18 protein-coding genes are annotated in these 16,750 nt (G+C 51.7%); 9 read left to right on the top strand and 9 right to left on the bottom strand.

Features of this window, described 5'->3' with window-relative positions; translation table 11 throughout:
• Position 1: 1 nt before the first annotated feature.
• Positions 2-961, bottom strand: a complete 960-nt coding sequence (locus BCM02_RS14740) for an ABC transporter permease (RefSeq protein ID WP_148929869.1) — start codon at positions 959-961, stop codon at positions 2-4.
• 435 nt (positions 962-1,396) lie between these two features.
• On the opposite strand from BCM02_RS14740, the gene BCM02_RS14735 reads away from it, so the two are divergent.
• Positions 1,397-2,434: a LacI family DNA-binding transcriptional regulator gene (locus tag BCM02_RS14735; RefSeq protein ID WP_148929868.1), complete on the top strand. Its 1,038-nt coding sequence runs from the start codon at positions 1,397-1,399 to the stop codon at positions 2,432-2,434.
• 339 nt (positions 2,435-2,773) lie between these two features.
• Here BCM02_RS14735 and BCM02_RS14730 read toward each other — a convergent pair whose 3' ends face one another.
• The 4 genes from BCM02_RS14730 to BCM02_RS35980 form a co-directional block, all read right to left on the bottom strand.
• Positions 2,774-3,259: a hypothetical protein gene (locus tag BCM02_RS14730; RefSeq protein ID WP_148929867.1), complete on the bottom strand. Its 486-nt coding sequence runs from the start codon at positions 3,257-3,259 to the stop codon at positions 2,774-2,776.
• A gap of 323 nt (positions 3,260-3,582) precedes the next feature.
• Positions 3,583-3,810: a hypothetical protein gene (locus BCM02_RS14725; RefSeq protein WP_222871011.1), complete on the bottom strand. Its 228-nt coding sequence runs from the start codon at positions 3,808-3,810 to the stop codon at positions 3,583-3,585.
• Position 3,811: 1 nt separating this feature from the next.
• On the bottom strand, positions 3,812-4,369 hold the full coding sequence (locus tag BCM02_RS14720) for a hypothetical protein (protein WP_148929866.1): 558 nt from the start codon (positions 4,367-4,369) through the stop codon (positions 3,812-3,814).
• 401 nt (positions 4,370-4,770) lie between these two features.
• The gene (locus BCM02_RS35980; protein ID WP_246183382.1) at positions 4,771-4,962 is read right to left on the bottom strand and encodes a hypothetical protein; all 192 of its coding nucleotides are present in this window, start codon (positions 4,960-4,962) and stop codon (positions 4,771-4,773) included.
• Between the two features lie 913 nt (positions 4,963-5,875).
• On the opposite strand from BCM02_RS35980, the gene BCM02_RS14705 reads away from it, so the two are divergent.
• Together BCM02_RS14705 and BCM02_RS14700 are read left to right on the top strand one after the other, a co-directional pair.
• A complete protein-coding gene (locus BCM02_RS14705; protein WP_148929865.1) occupies positions 5,876-6,040 on the top strand; it encodes a helix-turn-helix transcriptional regulator in 165 nt (54 codons plus the stop codon).
• 41 nt (positions 6,041-6,081) lie between these two features.
• Positions 6,082-7,002, top strand: a complete 921-nt coding sequence (locus tag BCM02_RS14700) for an NAD(P)-dependent alcohol dehydrogenase (protein WP_148929864.1) — start codon at positions 6,082-6,084, stop codon at positions 7,000-7,002.
• A 108-nt stretch (positions 7,003-7,110) separates the two neighbouring features.
• On the opposite strand, the gene BCM02_RS14695 is transcribed toward BCM02_RS14700, so the two are convergent.
• The 3 genes from BCM02_RS14695 to BCM02_RS14685 form a co-directional block, all read right to left on the bottom strand.
• Positions 7,111-7,416 (bottom strand): DUF5316 domain-containing protein, encoded by a 306-nt coding sequence (locus BCM02_RS14695; protein WP_148929863.1) that lies wholly within the window; start codon positions 7,414-7,416, stop codon positions 7,111-7,113.
• 549 nt (positions 7,417-7,965) lie between these two features.
• Positions 7,966-8,784: a CPBP family intramembrane glutamic endopeptidase gene (locus BCM02_RS14690; protein WP_148929862.1), complete on the bottom strand. Its 819-nt coding sequence runs from the start codon at positions 8,782-8,784 to the stop codon at positions 7,966-7,968.
• Entirely contained in the window at positions 8,781-9,335 is a 555-nt protein-coding gene (locus BCM02_RS14685; RefSeq protein ID WP_187434224.1) for a PadR family transcriptional regulator, read from the bottom strand. Before BCM02_RS14685 ends, BCM02_RS14690 begins: the two co-directional genes overlap by 4 nt.
• A gap of 219 nt (positions 9,336-9,554) precedes the next feature.
• Between BCM02_RS14685 and BCM02_RS14680 the strand changes: the two genes are divergently transcribed.
• From BCM02_RS14680 to BCM02_RS14655, 6 genes are all read left to right on the top strand, one after another.
• Positions 9,555-9,935: a nuclear transport factor 2 family protein gene (locus BCM02_RS14680; RefSeq protein WP_148929860.1), complete on the top strand. Its 381-nt coding sequence runs from the start codon at positions 9,555-9,557 to the stop codon at positions 9,933-9,935.
• Positions 9,936-10,022: 87 nt separating this feature from the next.
• The gene (locus BCM02_RS14675) at positions 10,023-11,195 is read left to right on the top strand and encodes a sensor histidine kinase (RefSeq protein ID WP_246183381.1); all 1,173 of its coding nucleotides are present in this window, start codon (positions 10,023-10,025) and stop codon (positions 11,193-11,195) included.
• A gap of 29 nt (positions 11,196-11,224) precedes the next feature.
• Positions 11,225-11,860, top strand: coding sequence for a response regulator (locus tag BCM02_RS14670; RefSeq protein ID WP_246183402.1), 636 nt, complete (start codon positions 11,225-11,227; stop codon positions 11,858-11,860).
• A gap of 164 nt (positions 11,861-12,024) precedes the next feature.
• On the top strand, positions 12,025-12,447 hold the full coding sequence (locus BCM02_RS14665; protein ID WP_148929857.1) for a DoxX family protein: 423 nt from the start codon (positions 12,025-12,027) through the stop codon (positions 12,445-12,447).
• Between the two features lie 139 nt (positions 12,448-12,586).
• The gene (locus BCM02_RS14660; RefSeq protein ID WP_148929856.1) at positions 12,587-13,165 is read left to right on the top strand and encodes a LysE family translocator; all 579 of its coding nucleotides are present in this window, start codon (positions 12,587-12,589) and stop codon (positions 13,163-13,165) included.
• A gap of 25 nt (positions 13,166-13,190) precedes the next feature.
• A complete protein-coding gene (locus BCM02_RS14655; protein ID WP_148929855.1) occupies positions 13,191-13,973 on the top strand; it encodes an AraC family transcriptional regulator in 783 nt (260 codons plus the stop codon).
• Positions 13,974-14,362: 389 nt separating this feature from the next.
• On the opposite strand, the gene BCM02_RS14650 is transcribed toward BCM02_RS14655, so the two are convergent.
• Positions 14,363-16,681 (bottom strand): putative bifunctional diguanylate cyclase/phosphodiesterase, encoded by a 2,319-nt coding sequence (locus BCM02_RS14650; RefSeq protein WP_148929854.1) that lies wholly within the window; start codon positions 16,679-16,681, stop codon positions 14,363-14,365.
• Positions 16,682-16,750: the final 69 nt, after the last annotated feature.

Below are 16,750 nucleotides of genomic sequence, written 5' to 3'. Positions count from 1 at the left end.
TCTAATAAAGTCCTTCGCCCTCGTTCAGCTTCTTCACGACGAGATTCACCGTGATAAGCAGCAGGACGTTGATGACGGAATTGAACAGCCCGACGGCCGCGGAATACGAATAATCGCCCGCTTGCAAGCCGATTTTGTACACATAAGTCGGAATGATCTCGGACGTCGGCAAATTCATCGCCGTCTGCATCAGGTAAGCCTTTTCAAAACCGATCGACATAATGCCGCCGGCCGCCAAGATGAAGACGATCGCCATGATCGGCCGTATCGTCGGCAGATCGATATGACGGATGCGCTGCAGCAGGTTCGCCCCGTCGAGGCTAGCCGCGTTGTGCAGCTCCGGATCGACGTTCGCGAGCGCCGCCACGTAGATGATCGAAGCCCACCCGGCCCCGGTCCAGATGTCGGACAGGATGTAGATCCAGCGGAAATATTCGGCCTTCAGCATGAACATGACCGGCTCGCCCGTCGCCCAGGCAATCAGCTGATTGACCGGACCCGTCGGCGAGAGGAAGATGAACAGCATCCCGACGATGACGACGACGGAGATGAAGTTCGGCGCGTACAAGAACAGCTGGACGTTCTTCTTCACCGCCGCCTTGCGCACTTGATTGAGCATGAGCGCCAGCAGGATCGGCACCGGGAAACCGAGCAAGAGGCCGAAGGCGCTCAGTTTCAGCGTGTTAAGCAGAATGAGTTCGAAATTCGGCGAAGACAGGAATTTGTCGAAATGCTTGAAGCCGACCCATTCGCTGCCCATGATGCCCTTGATCGGACTGAAGTCTTTGAACGCGATGACCGCGCCGTACATCGGACCGTATTTGAAGATGAGCGTCAGGATGAGCGCGGGCGCCAGCAGCACGTACAAGACGTAATGCTTCTTCAAATAATCGAGACCGCCCAGCTTGCCGCTCCCTTCCGCCGCCTTCTTCCCTTCTAGCGCTTGAAGTGATTGTTGCATATGTGGTCTGTGTCCCTCCCCAAAAGTTTACATTTGACCATCGTAAGGGCTTTCAAATGTGGTCTTTCATGTTATTCCGTTCCTGATTCACTATCAATTTAGCATCGGATTGTGCATACGTCAATACAATTTGTAAAATTCCCTGCGTTATTTTGACAACCAGATAGTGTCATTTATTAGTTTAATAGTTTTACATTTGCACAATTAACCTTGATGAATCTGTGCATTCCGGACAAAAACCACACATTAAGCCTGCTGCGTGCCTCATTTCAAACTTATGACGCTAGCAAATAGGTGCATATTCCCTCAACTTTGTAAACCGCATTGCCAACTGGGCAAATGGAATTGTGCATATGTAAAAATGACATTGCTATTATTCACAAACTGGTATACATTTGAAGGAGAAATGGGAAAGCGAAAACATGAGGTGAACCGATGGCAAAGGAACGCGTGACGATACAAGACATCGCCGATGCGCTGGGCATCTCCCGCAACACCGCCTCCAAGGCGCTGAACGGGAGCGGCGGCATTCCCGACGAGACGCGCAGCAAAGTCGTCAAGAAAGCGATCGAATTGAAATATAAACAGTTCGCTTATATGGAGAGCGACAGCTTGCTGCCTCGAACGCCGGGCAATATCGCGTTATTAACGGCCAATCTGCCGAACTCGTCCCACTTCGGCACCGCGCTGATCAGCGGGCTGGAGAAGCGGATTAGCGCCGAGGGCTATAATTTGTCCATTCATATTATCCGGGACATCGAGCTTCGCGGCCTGTCCTTGCCGAACAACTTCGACGCCTCGAACGTCGACGGCATCATTTGCATCGAGCTGTTCGACTTGGCTTACAGCCAGGTCATTACGGATCTCGGCATTCCGACGCTGTTCATCGACTGCTCCGCCAACGTCTGCTATCCCGACTTCGAAGCCGACGTGCTGCTGATGGAGAACGAACACAGCACGTACAGCCTCGTGAAGAAGTTGATCGATAGCGGGCACGGCAGCATCGGATTCGTCGGCGATTACAATCATTGCCGCAGCTTCCGCGAACGGTGGGTCGGCTTTAACCGCGCCTTGGCGGATGCCGGCATCGGGTTTAACGCCGGCCAATGCATCACGGGCGAGGACCGGTATTATGGGCAGCCCGGTTGGCTCGACGAGCAGCTTGGCGAGATGGAGCAGCTGCCGTCCGCGTTCGTGTGCGCGAACGATTTTCTCGCCGTCAACCTGATGAAGGCGCTGAAGAACCGCGGCGTGCGCATCCCCGGCGACGTCGCCGTGTGCGGCTTCGACAACAGCCAAGAATCCGATATCGTCGAGCCGCCGCTCACGACCGTCCATATTTACCGCGGCGAGATGGGCGTTAAAGGCGCCGAGATGCTGCTCGCGCGCATCCACGATCCCGAGCAGCCGTACCAGGTGTCGCATATTTACACGAAGCCGGTCATTCGGGCGTCGACGCCGAATATCGGATGATGGGGCAAGGCCTCGCAAAAACTCGCAAAAGACAACAAGAAGACCCTGCCGACAAGTTTGTGAGCAGGGTCTTCCGTGTTTATCGATTGCTGTAAGCAGCTGAGGAGGGATTAGATGAAAGCCGAATGGGAGTGATCTTACGTGATTCTTGAACTGAATAATCGTCAGCTTATGAAGAACAAGTTATAGACTGATCATTAAAATTAGTCAGCGGCGGATCAAGACTGAAAAATTAAGCCGCAGACTGCCGCTGTCGCATTTAACTAACGTCTCTTCTTTAGCTTATTCTTCTCTCGTAAGTATTGAATATTTCTCAGAACCCCCTTACGTTTGAAGGTTTCATTCTAATACGGATCTATATTTCCTTTTTAGAAAGACACGATAAATATACCTGAAGAAGCGTAATGAAATTTGGAATAGAATTGCAAGCGGTGCACCGAAAATATGCAGAAATATGCCGTCACCGAATATAAAATCTTGTATCAACATCGAGAAATCTCTGAATATCAACAGAAGTGTCAAAAAAGTTCCAATCATTGAAATGGTTAGATATAGAATAGTTTCAAGAAGTAGAGCTCTCATTTTAGATTTGATTTTCAGTTTTGACATGATCAGATCAATCGTAATAGCTATAGGAACACCAAAGAACATTACCCCAATAAAAACATAGGGACAGACCATGAAAAAAGTTTGAAAATCAAAGATAACACCATCGTCTCTGGAAATCATAGCAAAAAAAACGGAATAAATAATTACAGTGGTAAAAAAAGAATAGAGAAAAAACAAGGGTCTTATATCCTTTAATCGCTTTTCGACAATGTTCATTTTAATCCCCCTAACCACATCTAATGCCATTTTGCATTGTTATTAACGAAGTTAGCTGGATTATATCTCGATAATCCTAAGGATAATGAGTTCTAACTTTTATAGTACCTCATGTATTCCTCACTATCCTGCCCGATCAACGACGAACGGCGACCGATCAATGGCCGGTCGCCGCATGTCAAGATTGGACTATCGTTCTCCGTAACGATGAGAGGTGGAACTTCATTGGTAGGATTCAATAAAATCGAGATAATCTTGGCAATTATTGAGGGACTTTAAGATCTCATGCGGATCTTCGTTATTCTTATACATGCAACAAAGAATCAGCACCTGATCAATGAAAGCCCAATTATAATTGGGCTTTCATTAAATACCTCGCTGAATTTATTGGTCAAAGTAGCAATTGATCTTGCTTTGTCATTTGCTGAAACGTGACCCAATTGGTTAACAATAAATCGAGCACTCTCCAGGAAAGGTGCAGCAATTACACCTTTGGGGTCAATCGATTTCCAATGACCACTTCTGTCATGAAGTATGTTTTCGTGGTGCAAATCACCGTGAAGGAGCTTTGGAATTCGTCTCTAAGAACTTTTCTGCACGTTCGATGTAGAGGGCCATATTCTTATTTAACGTTCTTCCCTTACGCATGCTATTAAAATCTTTCTCGATCAGTTGGCTATATGTAGGGAATTTATCCACATCGGTTCCTGGAACTACAGACAATTTTAGCATTAGTTTAGCAGCTATAATAATTCGTTCTTCTTCTGATGGAACCGTAGTTAAATCATTTCCCGGTGTAATACGTTCCAAGAGTAATGCACCAAGAGTCTCTTCCATAGCATAACATTGGCAGATAGCCGGCCCACTAAGACGAGATAATGCATTGATCTCGGTAGTAATATCCATGCCGATTTTTAAAACGACATCACCAAAAAAACTACTTGATCCAAACAACACTATGTTTGAGAAATTGTCTAACAACACTAAGTTGCTAAGCCCCCACTTCTCACTACACCTGTCAATAATATCTGGCACACGTACAAGCCAGTCTTCACCAGCTTCACCATATATCTGTATGACATTGCTGTAAAACTCATTTGATATGTTCAAAGCCCTCCCCGCCTTTACAACCTTATTTTGAAGTGTTTTACAACCATTTTTTAACACATTAGGTTGTAGTAGACTGCCCGTTACTTCAATGAACAGCGGCAGCCGCTCTGTGACCGGCTGCCGCTGTGTTCATTAAGTTATAGTTCCTCGCTAGTTGAATCACTGTTTGTTGAAGAAACGGTGATGTCCTCACTTAGACTAAGTTATGTTAATACAAGTATTGATTGGTCATCATTCAATCTTGTGACACCACAATTTTCAAGGGTTTCAAACTCCCTAATTCTTTCTTCAATAGTCCTACCAGATTGATCCTTAAACAAATCTTCTCTATCGTAATGGGAAAAATAAGCTTGTCAGTTATTTCTAATGCAGCAAAATCGGTTAAACTCATTGTGTTCATTTCAGGGGTGAAATGGATTCCCGCCACTTATATATATTATATCTTTCTGAGCAAGCAATTCAGGATTTTCAAACTCAAAATCAATAAAATCAACATCTTGAAATCCCATCATCTTAAAGTCATCTTTAGCTTTTTGCGCGAATCGGTTCTTCTCTTTTTTAGGTGAGGCCGTTGCAATGATACTTGCTTTCAAGTGTCTGACGTCTCCATCCAATAATTCAGAAATGTGCTTTTAATTGACTCAGTATAAAATCCACATGAGGTAAGTAATAATTTAGCCAATTGTAACTCCCCCTCCCGATTGAATCGCTTCGATTCATCTCTTTGCGATACCACATATTGGAACTACCCTGTCCGATAGCTCAACGGCAAAAGGAGCAGCTGCGCGGCGGCAAACTGCTCCTGGATGGCTCTGAACTATCGTTCCTACGATAGCTCAATGACCTAGCGATGATTCAGTGAACCTTACCCATAAGGACAAGTTCTTTGCGGAACTCCTTGCGGGTATGGACAAAGTGCCCCTTTTGCTATCTGTTGTTTTTCACTGTTAGCCCCGTTACTGAGAACCGTACCACCATGACGAAGGTCATGTTTGAGTTCGTGAGAACCGTATCATAAAAATCACTCAAGTCGAGAACTGCCTATTCAGATGGATTGTATAATAAAATTGACTAAATGTATAGTTTTGTATACAATATGTTTAGTATATTTTACCTTATTAGAGGCGGTGCCACAAATACCCAGAATACCCCAATGAATTGCTGGATTCAAAAGCAACCTTCCATTACTGGGGATCCTTGGTTCTTGTATTGACCTTGCTTTCCATCGCAGCACATATCGTGATCAGCATTATTTTCAACTTCGTCTTCCGAATGACGACAGGTGAAAAGGAACCTACATTTGCGGATGAACTGGATATGCGTATTGAATTGTTAGCCTATCGAAATTCATTTGCTATGTTTGTCCTTGGTTTCCTACTTGCTATGGGCTCATTAGTTATAGACCAGCCCTTGAAGGTGATGTTTATCGTCCTAATCGTCTCTGGATTTCTTTCAGACGTAACCGGTTCAATATCGAGACTATATCACTACAGGAGAGGAGTCTAAATGACCCAGCAGCAGCTGGCCGACAAGGCGGGCGTAACCCGACAAACGATCGTTGCTCTTGAAAAAGGAAACTACTCCCCGTCACTGGAGTTGGCTTTTCGCATTGCTCACGCCTTTAACTTGCCGTTGGAAGAGGTATTCTTTTACGGAGCAAACTCAGATTAGGGATGAGGGCAACGGATTTTTCAAATCAAGGAGGGTAAAGGATGAGAGCAATTGTATATGCCAAATACGGATCGCCCGATGTTCTTCATCTGAAGGAGCTAGAGAAACCTACACCTAAGGATAATGAAATACTGGTCAGAATATATGCGACTACGGTAACAGCGGGGGACTGGCGAATGCGAAAGGCCGACCCATTCCTTGCAAGACTGTACAATGGTCTCTTAAGTCCCAAAAAAGTAACGATATTGGGGTTTGAGTTAGCTGGGGAAGTTGAAGCCACAGGCAAAGATGTAACACGATTTAAGATCGGTGATCAAGTATTTGCGTCTTGTGGTTTTGGCTTCGGTGCATATGCCGAGTACAAATGTTTGCCTGAAAATGGACTGGTGGTCATCAAACCGGTCAATGTGAGCTATGAGGAGGCTGCCGCTGTTCCCGTCGGGGGAATAACCGCATTGAACTTTCTAAGGCAGGGGAACATCGCGAGCGGAATGAAGGTCCTTATTTATGGAGCCTCCGGAAGTGTGGGTACTTATGCGGTGCAGCTTGCCAAGTATTACGGGGCGGTTGTAACAGGAGTATGCAGTACTGCCAATCTGGAGATGGTAAGATCTATAGGAGCCGATCGCGTCATAGATTATACGAAACAGGATTTCATGGCGATTGGAGAAAGCTATGATTTAATCTTTGATGCCGTCGGGAAACCGATATCGAAAATCAAACAATCGACATTCAAAAAAGCATTGCGTACGAACGGGAAATATGTGAGTGTGCATATGTCACAAAAGCCTCGCGTTGAAGACCTTATCTTCCTCCAAGAGCTGCTTGAAGCAGGTAAAATTAATCCAGTCATCGATAGACGCTATTCGTTGGAACAAATTCCCGATGCCCATCGTTATGTCGAGCAAAAACATAAGAAGGGGAATGTCGTCGTAACTGTAGGAGAAATTTGCCCACAATAATGGAGATCGAATAATGCCAAACGGTAGCCGAATGATTAATTCCCGGCTACCGTTTGGTCGTGTATAGATCAATATACACCGTCGTTGTAGTAGAAATACGATTGTCCGTTAGTTTAATATCACAGCATCTAAAAGATAAGTTAAAACGAACAGCACTATATTAGGTAACCCAACAAGTAAAAGCGTCTTTGACCACCTAGTACGTTGACTGGCTGTCTCTTCCGTATCAGTGAAATGGTCAACTCTTCTAGTGTCAGGATCTATAAAAGCCCCCATGAACAGGGCAGCAAGAATAATGCAACCCAATCCAACGAGTCCAAATAAGTGTATTAACGAACTCATTAAATCCCCGTTCAAAGCCGCAATTGTAAACACGCAAATAGACAGTAACAATCCTGCACCAACTGCTCTCAATCTGTGGCACCTCCTCGCTTTCCATACAGGTCGATCTAGAGTTACTTTATTTACTCACCACAAAAATCATCACTTTAGGCCTTAGAATAACCTGCCCGTTGAGCGTGTACAGGGTAATAATAAAGAAGCGATGGATCAATTCCATCGCTTCGCTATCGTTCCCAGTTACTGCAATCCATGATGTAGAATTTGATACCTAACGGACTCATTACCAAATGTGAACCACAATAGGAGCAACCAAACTATAACCCCCGCAACTAAGCTAAACCATGCAAAGAATCCATTTTCCTTCTTTATTATAGGGAAAAGCGCTATTAACAAAGCCCCAAATCCAAAGGTGATTACAGCTGATAGCTGCCCTACTAGGGTTTGCAAGATCATCATCAACTCCCTTACGACTCTAACCTAATACTATCATAGCTGCCATTTGTTGTTAAACTAATCTGCCAGGTAGCTTAACGCTTGCGACCAGTCTACGACTTTATTTTCACGGTCTAATCATTTATTTTTCAGTCTAGTCCTTTATTTTCTGCTGACAGCAACATCCAGTCACGCTATAGAAGGAGTTCCCTTTCTCCGCTTATACATCCATAACCCGCAAAGCCCCGTCAACGCGATCGCGAGAATCCCTTCCGGACTCGGCATCGCGACATAGGCGAACTCCTCGTGCACGAGAATAAACTTCTTCAAGATCAACGTATCGATGAACGCATTGCCCATCGCGTGCATGACGACCGCCGGCCAGACGCTTCGGGTCATGAGCAGCAGCTCGCCGTACAGCACGGCCATCGCGATGACGCCGAGCATCATGCGAGGGATGTACGTGAACATGCTCTCCGCGGTATCCACGAAGATGAACAGATACGGAAAATGCCACGCTCCCCATATGACCCCGACGGCGATATGAACGAGAAAGCGGTTATACCCCAGCGAGAACAATCTCGGCGCCAGGTAGCCTCGCCATGCGAATTCTTCGAAAATGTTCTTGATCAAGCTCGGCAATATCGCCATGCCGAATGCCGCCAAATACGAGGACGACGACAAAGACGCATCCGTCCAACCGCTCCCAAGGCCGATGCCGACGATGACCGTGGCCAGCAGCGGGAAGAATAGAATGCTGAACAGGTAGGGAAACCCGTTTCCCTTGATACGGGGCTTGAAACCGAAATCTCTCCAGCCGTCGCCCGCCCAGACACGCAAGACGACCATGCACAACAGCGGGGACACGAGCCAAATCAGCTGCCCCAAGCTTCCGTTCTCGTCCCTTCCGGCCTCCAAATCCACCAGCCGTCCGATCCATCCGCAGCTTAGCGCCACGATCGAGAATATGATCGCGTTGCGCAGCGTCTTGCTCTCCCCTGTCTTCAAGGCTCCAGCTCCTCTTCGATTCGATTGAGGTACTTCCCGTACCACTCCTTCAAGAACGCGTAATACGACGAGCCGAATTCCAGCGTGTCCAGCCGGCTCTTCACCTTCGGATCCTTGCGCAGCGCTTCGTTGTTGCCGAGCAGTTCTTGATTCCGCTGCCGGAACATGTTCAGCATCGCCTCGACCTGCTCGATTTCCCGCAAATACGCTGCCACGAGCTCGCGTTTTCGAGCCCCTTCGACGTAATTGAAGAAGAACATTTTGACCAGCGCGGGGTCTCTCGGTTTCTCGAGCGCGATCGGCTCCCCTGCCCAGCGTAAGAACGCCTGCTCTCCTTCCTCCGTAATCGAGTACGTCATTTTGATCCGTGCCCCCCGTCGCTCCTCCGTCACCCGGACGTGCCCGTGCTGAACGAGCTTCTTGAGCGCCGGTTGGATGCTGCCTTGGCTGGAGTTGTAGAAGAACCCGGTGCTCGATTCCATGCTTTTCTTCAGATCGTAGGAGGACTTATCCCCGTCGAGCAATAAGCCCAGAATGATTTTGTCCTGCAAACCGCATGCCTCCATTTTCATTACATGTCGGATAGATATGTCTAGTAGAACTACTGGTTATCATCAGGATAGCATCTTCGACCGCATCTGTAAACAATTGGATCCGCTTTGTTCCAACATGTGGTATTGTACAATTTAAGGCACGGTCATCGCAGGCCGCGTTCAGAGAAGCGATGCCTCTCTGCCAATTCACCGTACCCGGGAAGGAGTTCAATCCTGATGAATGACAAAACCAATGCCATCATCGAACGTTATCTCGAGGCATACAATGCGTTCGATATGGAAGGGATGGCGCAGCTCTTGCATGAGGACATCGTCTTCCGTAACTTCCATAACGGCGAACAGAACGCGGAGACTCAAGGCGTCCAAGCGTTCCGGGAGTTGGCCGAGAAGTCGGCCGCGTTATTCTCCAGCCGTCGCCAGCAAGCGGTCCACTATCGCGATACCGACGGCAGCATTGAAGTCGAGATCGATTACACGGCCGTATTGGCGGCGGACTTGCCGAACGGAATGAAGGCCGGGGACCAGCTGCGGCTAAAGGGAACATCCGTATTCGACCTACGCGACGGCAAAATCCTTCGGATTGAAGATTATAGTTAGGATACCAACTTGGAACGCGAGGCGAATAAATCCATGATCCGAGTGATTGACAACCTAAAGAAGGTCCCCCTATCTTGGAGGCTCGCATTGGCCGCGAAGCTCGTCTTTGATTTCGCTTTAACCGGCGCTTTTTATATCGAACAATCGATTACGATGTTTTGGAGTCTGGTACTCGTCGTCATTGCCGTCCTTCTGTTCCTGGGCATGAATGTCGTTTATCTCCATCGACACCGCCGCAGACAGTGGCTGCCGCACCTCCTCCTCCTTGATTTCATCGTATCCGCCGCCTGCGGGTATGGCTATATGAGCGGGAATTTCCCGAATCATGTCTTCATCGGCATCACCGCCCTCGCGATTCTCGTGTTCGCCAAGAGCGCGCGAATGCTGGTCATGAGCTGCATCCTGCTGCTAGCCGTCTATCTGGTCACGATGATCGGCATCGACTGGTACGTATTCCGCAAGCTGGATGCCGCCGGATATTTGATCTCTTGTTCGTTTATTTTGTTCGCCGGTATCGCAAGCGCCGTCATTCAACACTATCAACGCGCCCGCGACGAGGCGAATCAGCTGTACGCCCAGCTAATACGATCTCACGAGCAGCTGCGGGAATATGCGCTTCGAACGGAGGAGCTCGCGGCAACCCGGGAGAGAGTGCGCATTGCGCGGGATATCCACGATGCGGTGGGCCATAACTTAACGGCCTTGTTGGTTCAAATGCAGCTGGCCCGCAAGCTGAACGTGTCCGAACCTTTGCGCAGCCGGCACATCTACTTGGAATGCGAACAATTAATCCAATCGTCCCTGCAGGAAGTCCGGCTGTCGGTAAGGGCCATCCGGGACGAACCGGCGGGCGATGCCGATCTGCCCGACAGCCTCCGCAAGCTGTGCGCGGATTTCGCCAAATGGACCGGGGTGCAGACCGAATTCGAGCTCAACGGCGTCCCCGTCGCGCTGCCCCGCAATCTCCAGTTGACGGCCTATCGCATCGCGCAGGAAGCTCTTACGAACGCGCAGAAGCACGGCGGCGCCAAACACGCTCGGGTTTCGCTCTCCTATTCGGCCTCCGATTTTGCGCTGCGCATACGCAATGACGGCGTGGTCCCCGACGAATTGACGCCGGGATTTGGTCTGGTCGGTTTGCAAGAAAGAACGAAGGAGTGGAATGGACAGATGCGGATTCACGCGGATCGGCACGACGGCTTTGCCATCGAAGGCATATTCCCCTATGCCGCGGCGGTGAGGGGGCGTGTCGCGCTTTGAAAGTATTGATCGTGGATGACCAGCGGCTGATGAGAGAAGGATTGGCCGCGCTCATCGGACTGGAACCGGACATGGACGTGGTCGGAACGGCCGTCGACGGAAGAGATGCCTACGCCAAGGCGCTGGAAAGGCGGCCGGACGTGGTGCTCATGGATATTCGGATGCCGGGCATGGACGGTATTGAAGGATCCCGGCTGATCATCAAGCATTTGCCGGATACCAAGATTCTCATTCTGACCACCTTCGACGACGCGGAGCTGATCGTGCGGGTATTGGAGGAAGGGGTACACGGCTACTTGTTGAAGGATATGCCGTCCGAAGCGATCGTCAGCGCGATTCGGACCGTGTATAACGGAGGCACGGTGCTTCAATCCGACATCACGGCCATGCTGCTGCAAGAAGCGAAGAAGATGTCGGAAAGAAGCGCGCCGCCTCATCTCCTCCGCGCAAGCGATTCGGCGGCCATGGAGGCGCTAACCGAACGCGAGAAAGAAATTCTCGCCTTATTAGGTCGGGGCTTGAACAACAAAGAAATCGCAAGCTTGCTCGTCATCACGGAAGGCACCGCGAAAAACCACGTCTCGAACCTGATCGCCAAACTTGGTTTGCGCGACCGGACGCAGGCCGCGCTGTTCGCGGTCCGCGCTCAAGGTTCCTTCCCCTGAGGGCATGACTTTCGGCATAGCGCATGACAATCCTCATGGTTTTGCGATCGGACGTTCGGCGTTTTGCTTCGCGCAAGCATGACTTTTCGCAGCTTTGCCGTTTCCTTTTCTCAGCTAGAATCGAACTAAGGCACAACCAACAAAGGAAACGGGGAGTTGTTCAAATGAAATCGACCAAAATCGCTTACTGGATCATCACGGCATGCACGCTCATCGGATTCGCCCTCAGCGCTTACAACGAGCTCGCGCAGACGCCCAAAACGTTCACGCAAACGACCGAGCTGCTCGGCTATCCGGCCTACTTCCTGACGCTTCTCGGCGTCGCCAAGATCATCGGCATCGGCGTGCTGCTCGTCCCGAAATATTACAGGCTGAAGGAATGGGCCTATGCCGGATTGACGATCGATTGCATCTCCGCCTTCTGGTCGCAGATCGCGGTCGGCAATCCGATGGGCAGCATCCAAGCCGTCGTGGTGCTCTTCTTCGTCCTGCTGTCCTATTACCTGCTGCGGCGAATGGAGCGCGGCGCGGCCCTCAACCGAGGGATCGGACTTGCGGCGTCCCCCGCGGAACAACGCGTCGTCTAAGCAATGGCGCGCGGCCGGCTGGAAATGATTGCGAATGACTTGAAATCGATGGCGGCTGGCACCGAAGATCTGCAATAATATACTATAGCGTCTGTCTTCGCGGATGTAGGATATGAGAAGAACCGAAAGGGGTTATCTCATGGATTCTGCATCTTTTTTCATCTACTGCACGGTCGCGACGTTCACGCCGGGGCCGACCAATATCGTCCTTCTATCTACCGTGCACCATCGCGGAGCGAGAGCGGCCATGCGCTACGCCTACGGGGCCACGGCGGGCTTCGGCGTACTGCTCGGCCTCTCCGCGCTGGTGAATACGATTCTCGCCGCCGTCATTCCGGCCATCCTTATGGGGATGCGGCTCATCGGCAGCGGCTATATGCTCTATCTGGCTTATCGCCTGTATACGATGAATGTCGCCGTTCAAGCCGATGCGCCTCGCAACGCGACATTCGGATCCGGCTTCCTGATGCAGTTTCTGAATCCGAAGGTCGTTCTCTTCGCATTGACGGTCATCCCGACGTTCCTCGCGCCGAACGACGCCGCAACCCCCGCGGTAGCGGCCGGCGTCCTCATGATTACGGGGATCGGATTCGCGGCCTTCGTCGCCTGGGTGCTGTTCGGCGCGATCTTCCGCTCGCTGCTGCAGCAGCATACGAAGCGCGTGAACATCCTGCTTGCCGGCGCTCTCGCCTATGCCGCCATGATGATCTGGACCTAACTTGAAGATAGGAGCGTGCCGCGCCATGAACGCGAACACATTTCAATACCGCAAGTCGGCCGGCGTGACGGCGTTGTCCGCGAGCATGACCGATTTCACGTACAAAAAACACGCGCACCGGGAGTATGCGATCGGCGTTACGCTGCGCGGCATTCAAGCGTACACCTTGGACGGCAGCCGGCAGCTCTCCTACCCGAACGGCGTGATGCTCTTCAATCCGGAGCAGGCGCACGACGGCATGGCGCACGACCGGACGGGCCTCGATTACGTGATGCTCTATATTCAGCCGGAATTGCTGCTGGACGTCATGGAGCGAAAGGAGATCGTCCGCTTCCACGCGCCGATCGTGTACGATACCCGGCTCGAACAAAGCGTGCTGAGTCTCTCCCGCGCCGTCTTGACCGACCAAGACGAGGCGCTGTGCGGCGAACGGCTGGCCTCCCTTGCGGAGCTTCTGATGCCATCGACGCTGTCGACGGACAATAAGAAGGAGCATGGGCTTATTCACAAAGCGAAGGACATGATCCATGCGCATCTCGGACAGGTGCTGAAGCTGGACGAAATCGGCGGCGAGCTGGGACTCTCCAAGTTTCAATTGATCCGTTTGTTCAAAGCCCACGCCGGCATATCGCCTTACCAGTATTTCCTGAATTGCAAAATCGAACGCGCGAAGCAGCTTATCGAACGCAGCCAAGACATCTATTCGGCCGTCGCCGCTTGCGGATTCGTCGATTTGACCCATTTGAACAAACACTTCAAGAGCGTCTATGGCACGACCGCATTTGAATACTTGACGCATTTGAAGTAAAGGGCCGCGCCCTTTCTCCTCCCTCGCCCCTTCCCCCTCCGCCGAGGGGAACCAAAGGGCTTCGCCCTCTGGACTCCCTTTTTCGTGCTGTTACGTTTGTTCGCGGTCGGCGATTGGGCTTGAGCGGGGCACGCTTTTGTCCTTGCGGACAAAGCTCCAAACGAGCGTGGGTTCCCCCTTTCCCCTACGCCGCAATGCTGTCAGGTTAAGAGGGCTCCGCCCTTTGACCCGAGTTTTATTGCTCCCTCCCCCTTCCCCCTCTGCCGAGGGGAACCAATGGCCGCGGCCGTCTTCGATGTGTCCTCTTCATATTATTTCATGGCAAACAGCCGCCGGACGACTCCTGCGGCTGTAGTTGGTTTATAGCTATCCTTGCATGATGAGGGCGGCTACGCGATAACGAACAGCCGTCCGCCGCCGGCGAAACGGGCGAAATCCTCGGCCGACAGCGGTTTCGAGAAGTAGAAGCCTTGTATCCAGTCGCAACCTTGCAGCCGCAAATGGTCGAACTGCTCCTTTGTCTCCACGCCCTCCGCGATCACCTTCAGCTTCATGCTCGCCGCCATCGCCAAGATCGCGTTCACGATGGTGCGCTGCTCGTGATCGTCCGTGAGATCGCGGATGAACTCGCGCGCGATTTTGAGCGAATCGACCTGATACAGCTTCAGCACGCCTAGCGACGAATAGCCGGTGCCGAAATCGTCCATCGACACTTGAAGTCCGCGCTGCTTGAGCGTCTTCAGCTTGCGGATCGCGTCTTCGCCTTCCTGGATGGCCAAGCTCTCGGTAATCTCGAGCACGACGCGGGAGGCGTCGATGCCCGTCTCCTCGATGATCGCGACGAACCGCTCGACGAAATCCGCTTCTTCGATCTGGTGCGGCGAGACGTTCACGGACAGCAGAATATCGCGCATGCCTTGCGCACGCCACTTGACGTATTGCTCGCAAGCGCGCCGGAAAATCCACTCGCCGATCGGAATGATCAGGCCTGTCTCTTCCGCCAGCGGGATGAATTGCGCCGGGGAAACCATCGGCTGTCCGGCCGGCTGCCAGCGCACCAGCACCTCGGCCCCGACGAGCGCCTGCGTCTGCGCGCAAATCTGCGGCTGGTAATGAAGCAGCAGCTCGTTCTTCTCCAACGCTTGGCGGAGCATCTGCTCCATGCGCGTCTTCTTGGCGGTCGCCTCCGCCATCTCCGGCTGATAGAAGCCATACTGGCTTAATCCCCGGCTCTTCGCCTTGATGAGCGCCATGTGCGCGCTGCGCAGCAGCTGGGAGGACGAGCCCCCGTCGTACGGCGCCCGCGCGATTCCGATGCTGGCGGTGATGCGCAGCTCCAGGCTGCCCAGCCGGAACGGCTCCGAGAGTACGCCGATGCACGCTTCGGCGACCGCTTCGATCCCTTCGTTCGAGATCCCGCCGCGGACCAGCACGGAGAATTCGTCCCCGCCTTGTCTGGCGATCAGCAGCGAATCCGTGTCGACCAGGCTTTGCAACCGGGCTGCGGTTGCCCGAATGACATCATCCCCGATATGCAAGCCGTACGTATCGTTCACGTACTTGAACCGATTCAAATCGATGAGCAGAATCGCGAACGGCCGCTCGGCTTCATACCCTTCCGACAGTTTCTTCTCGAAGAAGTTCCGGTTCGGCAGCCGGGACAACGTATCGTAATGCGCCAGGAACTCGGTCTCTGCCAACATGTGTTCCTTCTGCCGGATCAACGCTTCGTTCTCGAGAATGACCATGATCTGACGGATGACGGTCAGCACGGCGATCAACGAACCGACGACGAGCATCTCCTTCATTTCGTGCAGCTGCTCGCGCTTGAACAGAATCACGATGACCAGCGCGAAAATACTGACGTATGGCAGCAGCACGAGCAGCCATTTGTTCGCCGCGATTCCCCCGGGACGCGCCCCCGGCTCGGCCGGCTCCACGGCCGGATCTCCTCTCGCATAGAGCGCCGAGACGCCGATGAACAACAACGCCGCGCTGTACAACGCGTTAACCGGACTGCCGGCCGAGTAGTTCTCTTGGCTGACGATCATGTTCAGGTAATAGCAGTCCGCCGCCCAGAAGCACGCAAGGCCGATGCCGAGCAAGGCGAGCGTGCCGGCGGGGAACCGGATACGCTGCGAATACAGGACGAGCAGCAGGAAACAAATCATGACGAAATCCGCCACCGGATAGAAGGCGCTTACGAAAATGACCGACCACGGCTGGCCGGCCAGCAGCGTCGTGATATGAGGCTCCAGCACATATTCCCACACGATCGTACCGAGCAGGAGGATCATGATGGCGCAGTCGAGCAAAAACCGGGTTCCCTGTGCGTAACTCCATTCTTTGAGCAGCAAATAGCAGAACGCGACGATGTACAATAACCCTTGAATATTCCATAGATAGTCGATCGGGTTCGGGCTGGAAGGAACGCCGCCCGTCAGATGAAAGAGGAGCCTGAGCAGCCATGCCGCGGCATAGATCAACGTTCCGATCCCGAGCAGCCGCCAAAATACCCGGCGATGCAGCGCTCCGGATTGTCCGCCATGCAGCAGCATCAAGCTGGCTACGGCAGGTGCCGCTATATTGATCGCGAAATGCAGCAGCGAGTCTTCCGTCAGCCCATATAACAGGGGCAGCTGAATCAGCATGAAGACGATGCTCGCCGCAAGCCATGCGCGCGGGTTGCGAAATGGGGATGTCAGCATATGAAGTTCCTCCTCTCTTGTTTGCCTGGACTTGTTGTGTTGTGGAAGCTGTCATGTTCTGAGCATTAT

Origin of the sequence: Paenibacillus methanolicus, from assembly GCF_008124765.1 — a bacterium.
Taxonomy (GTDB): Bacteria; Bacillota; Bacilli; order Paenibacillales; family Paenibacillaceae; genus Paenibacillus_Z; species Paenibacillus_Z methanolicus.
The sequence above is the reverse complement of the archived record's forward strand: the minus strand, read 5'-3'. Positions and strand labels throughout refer to the sequence as shown.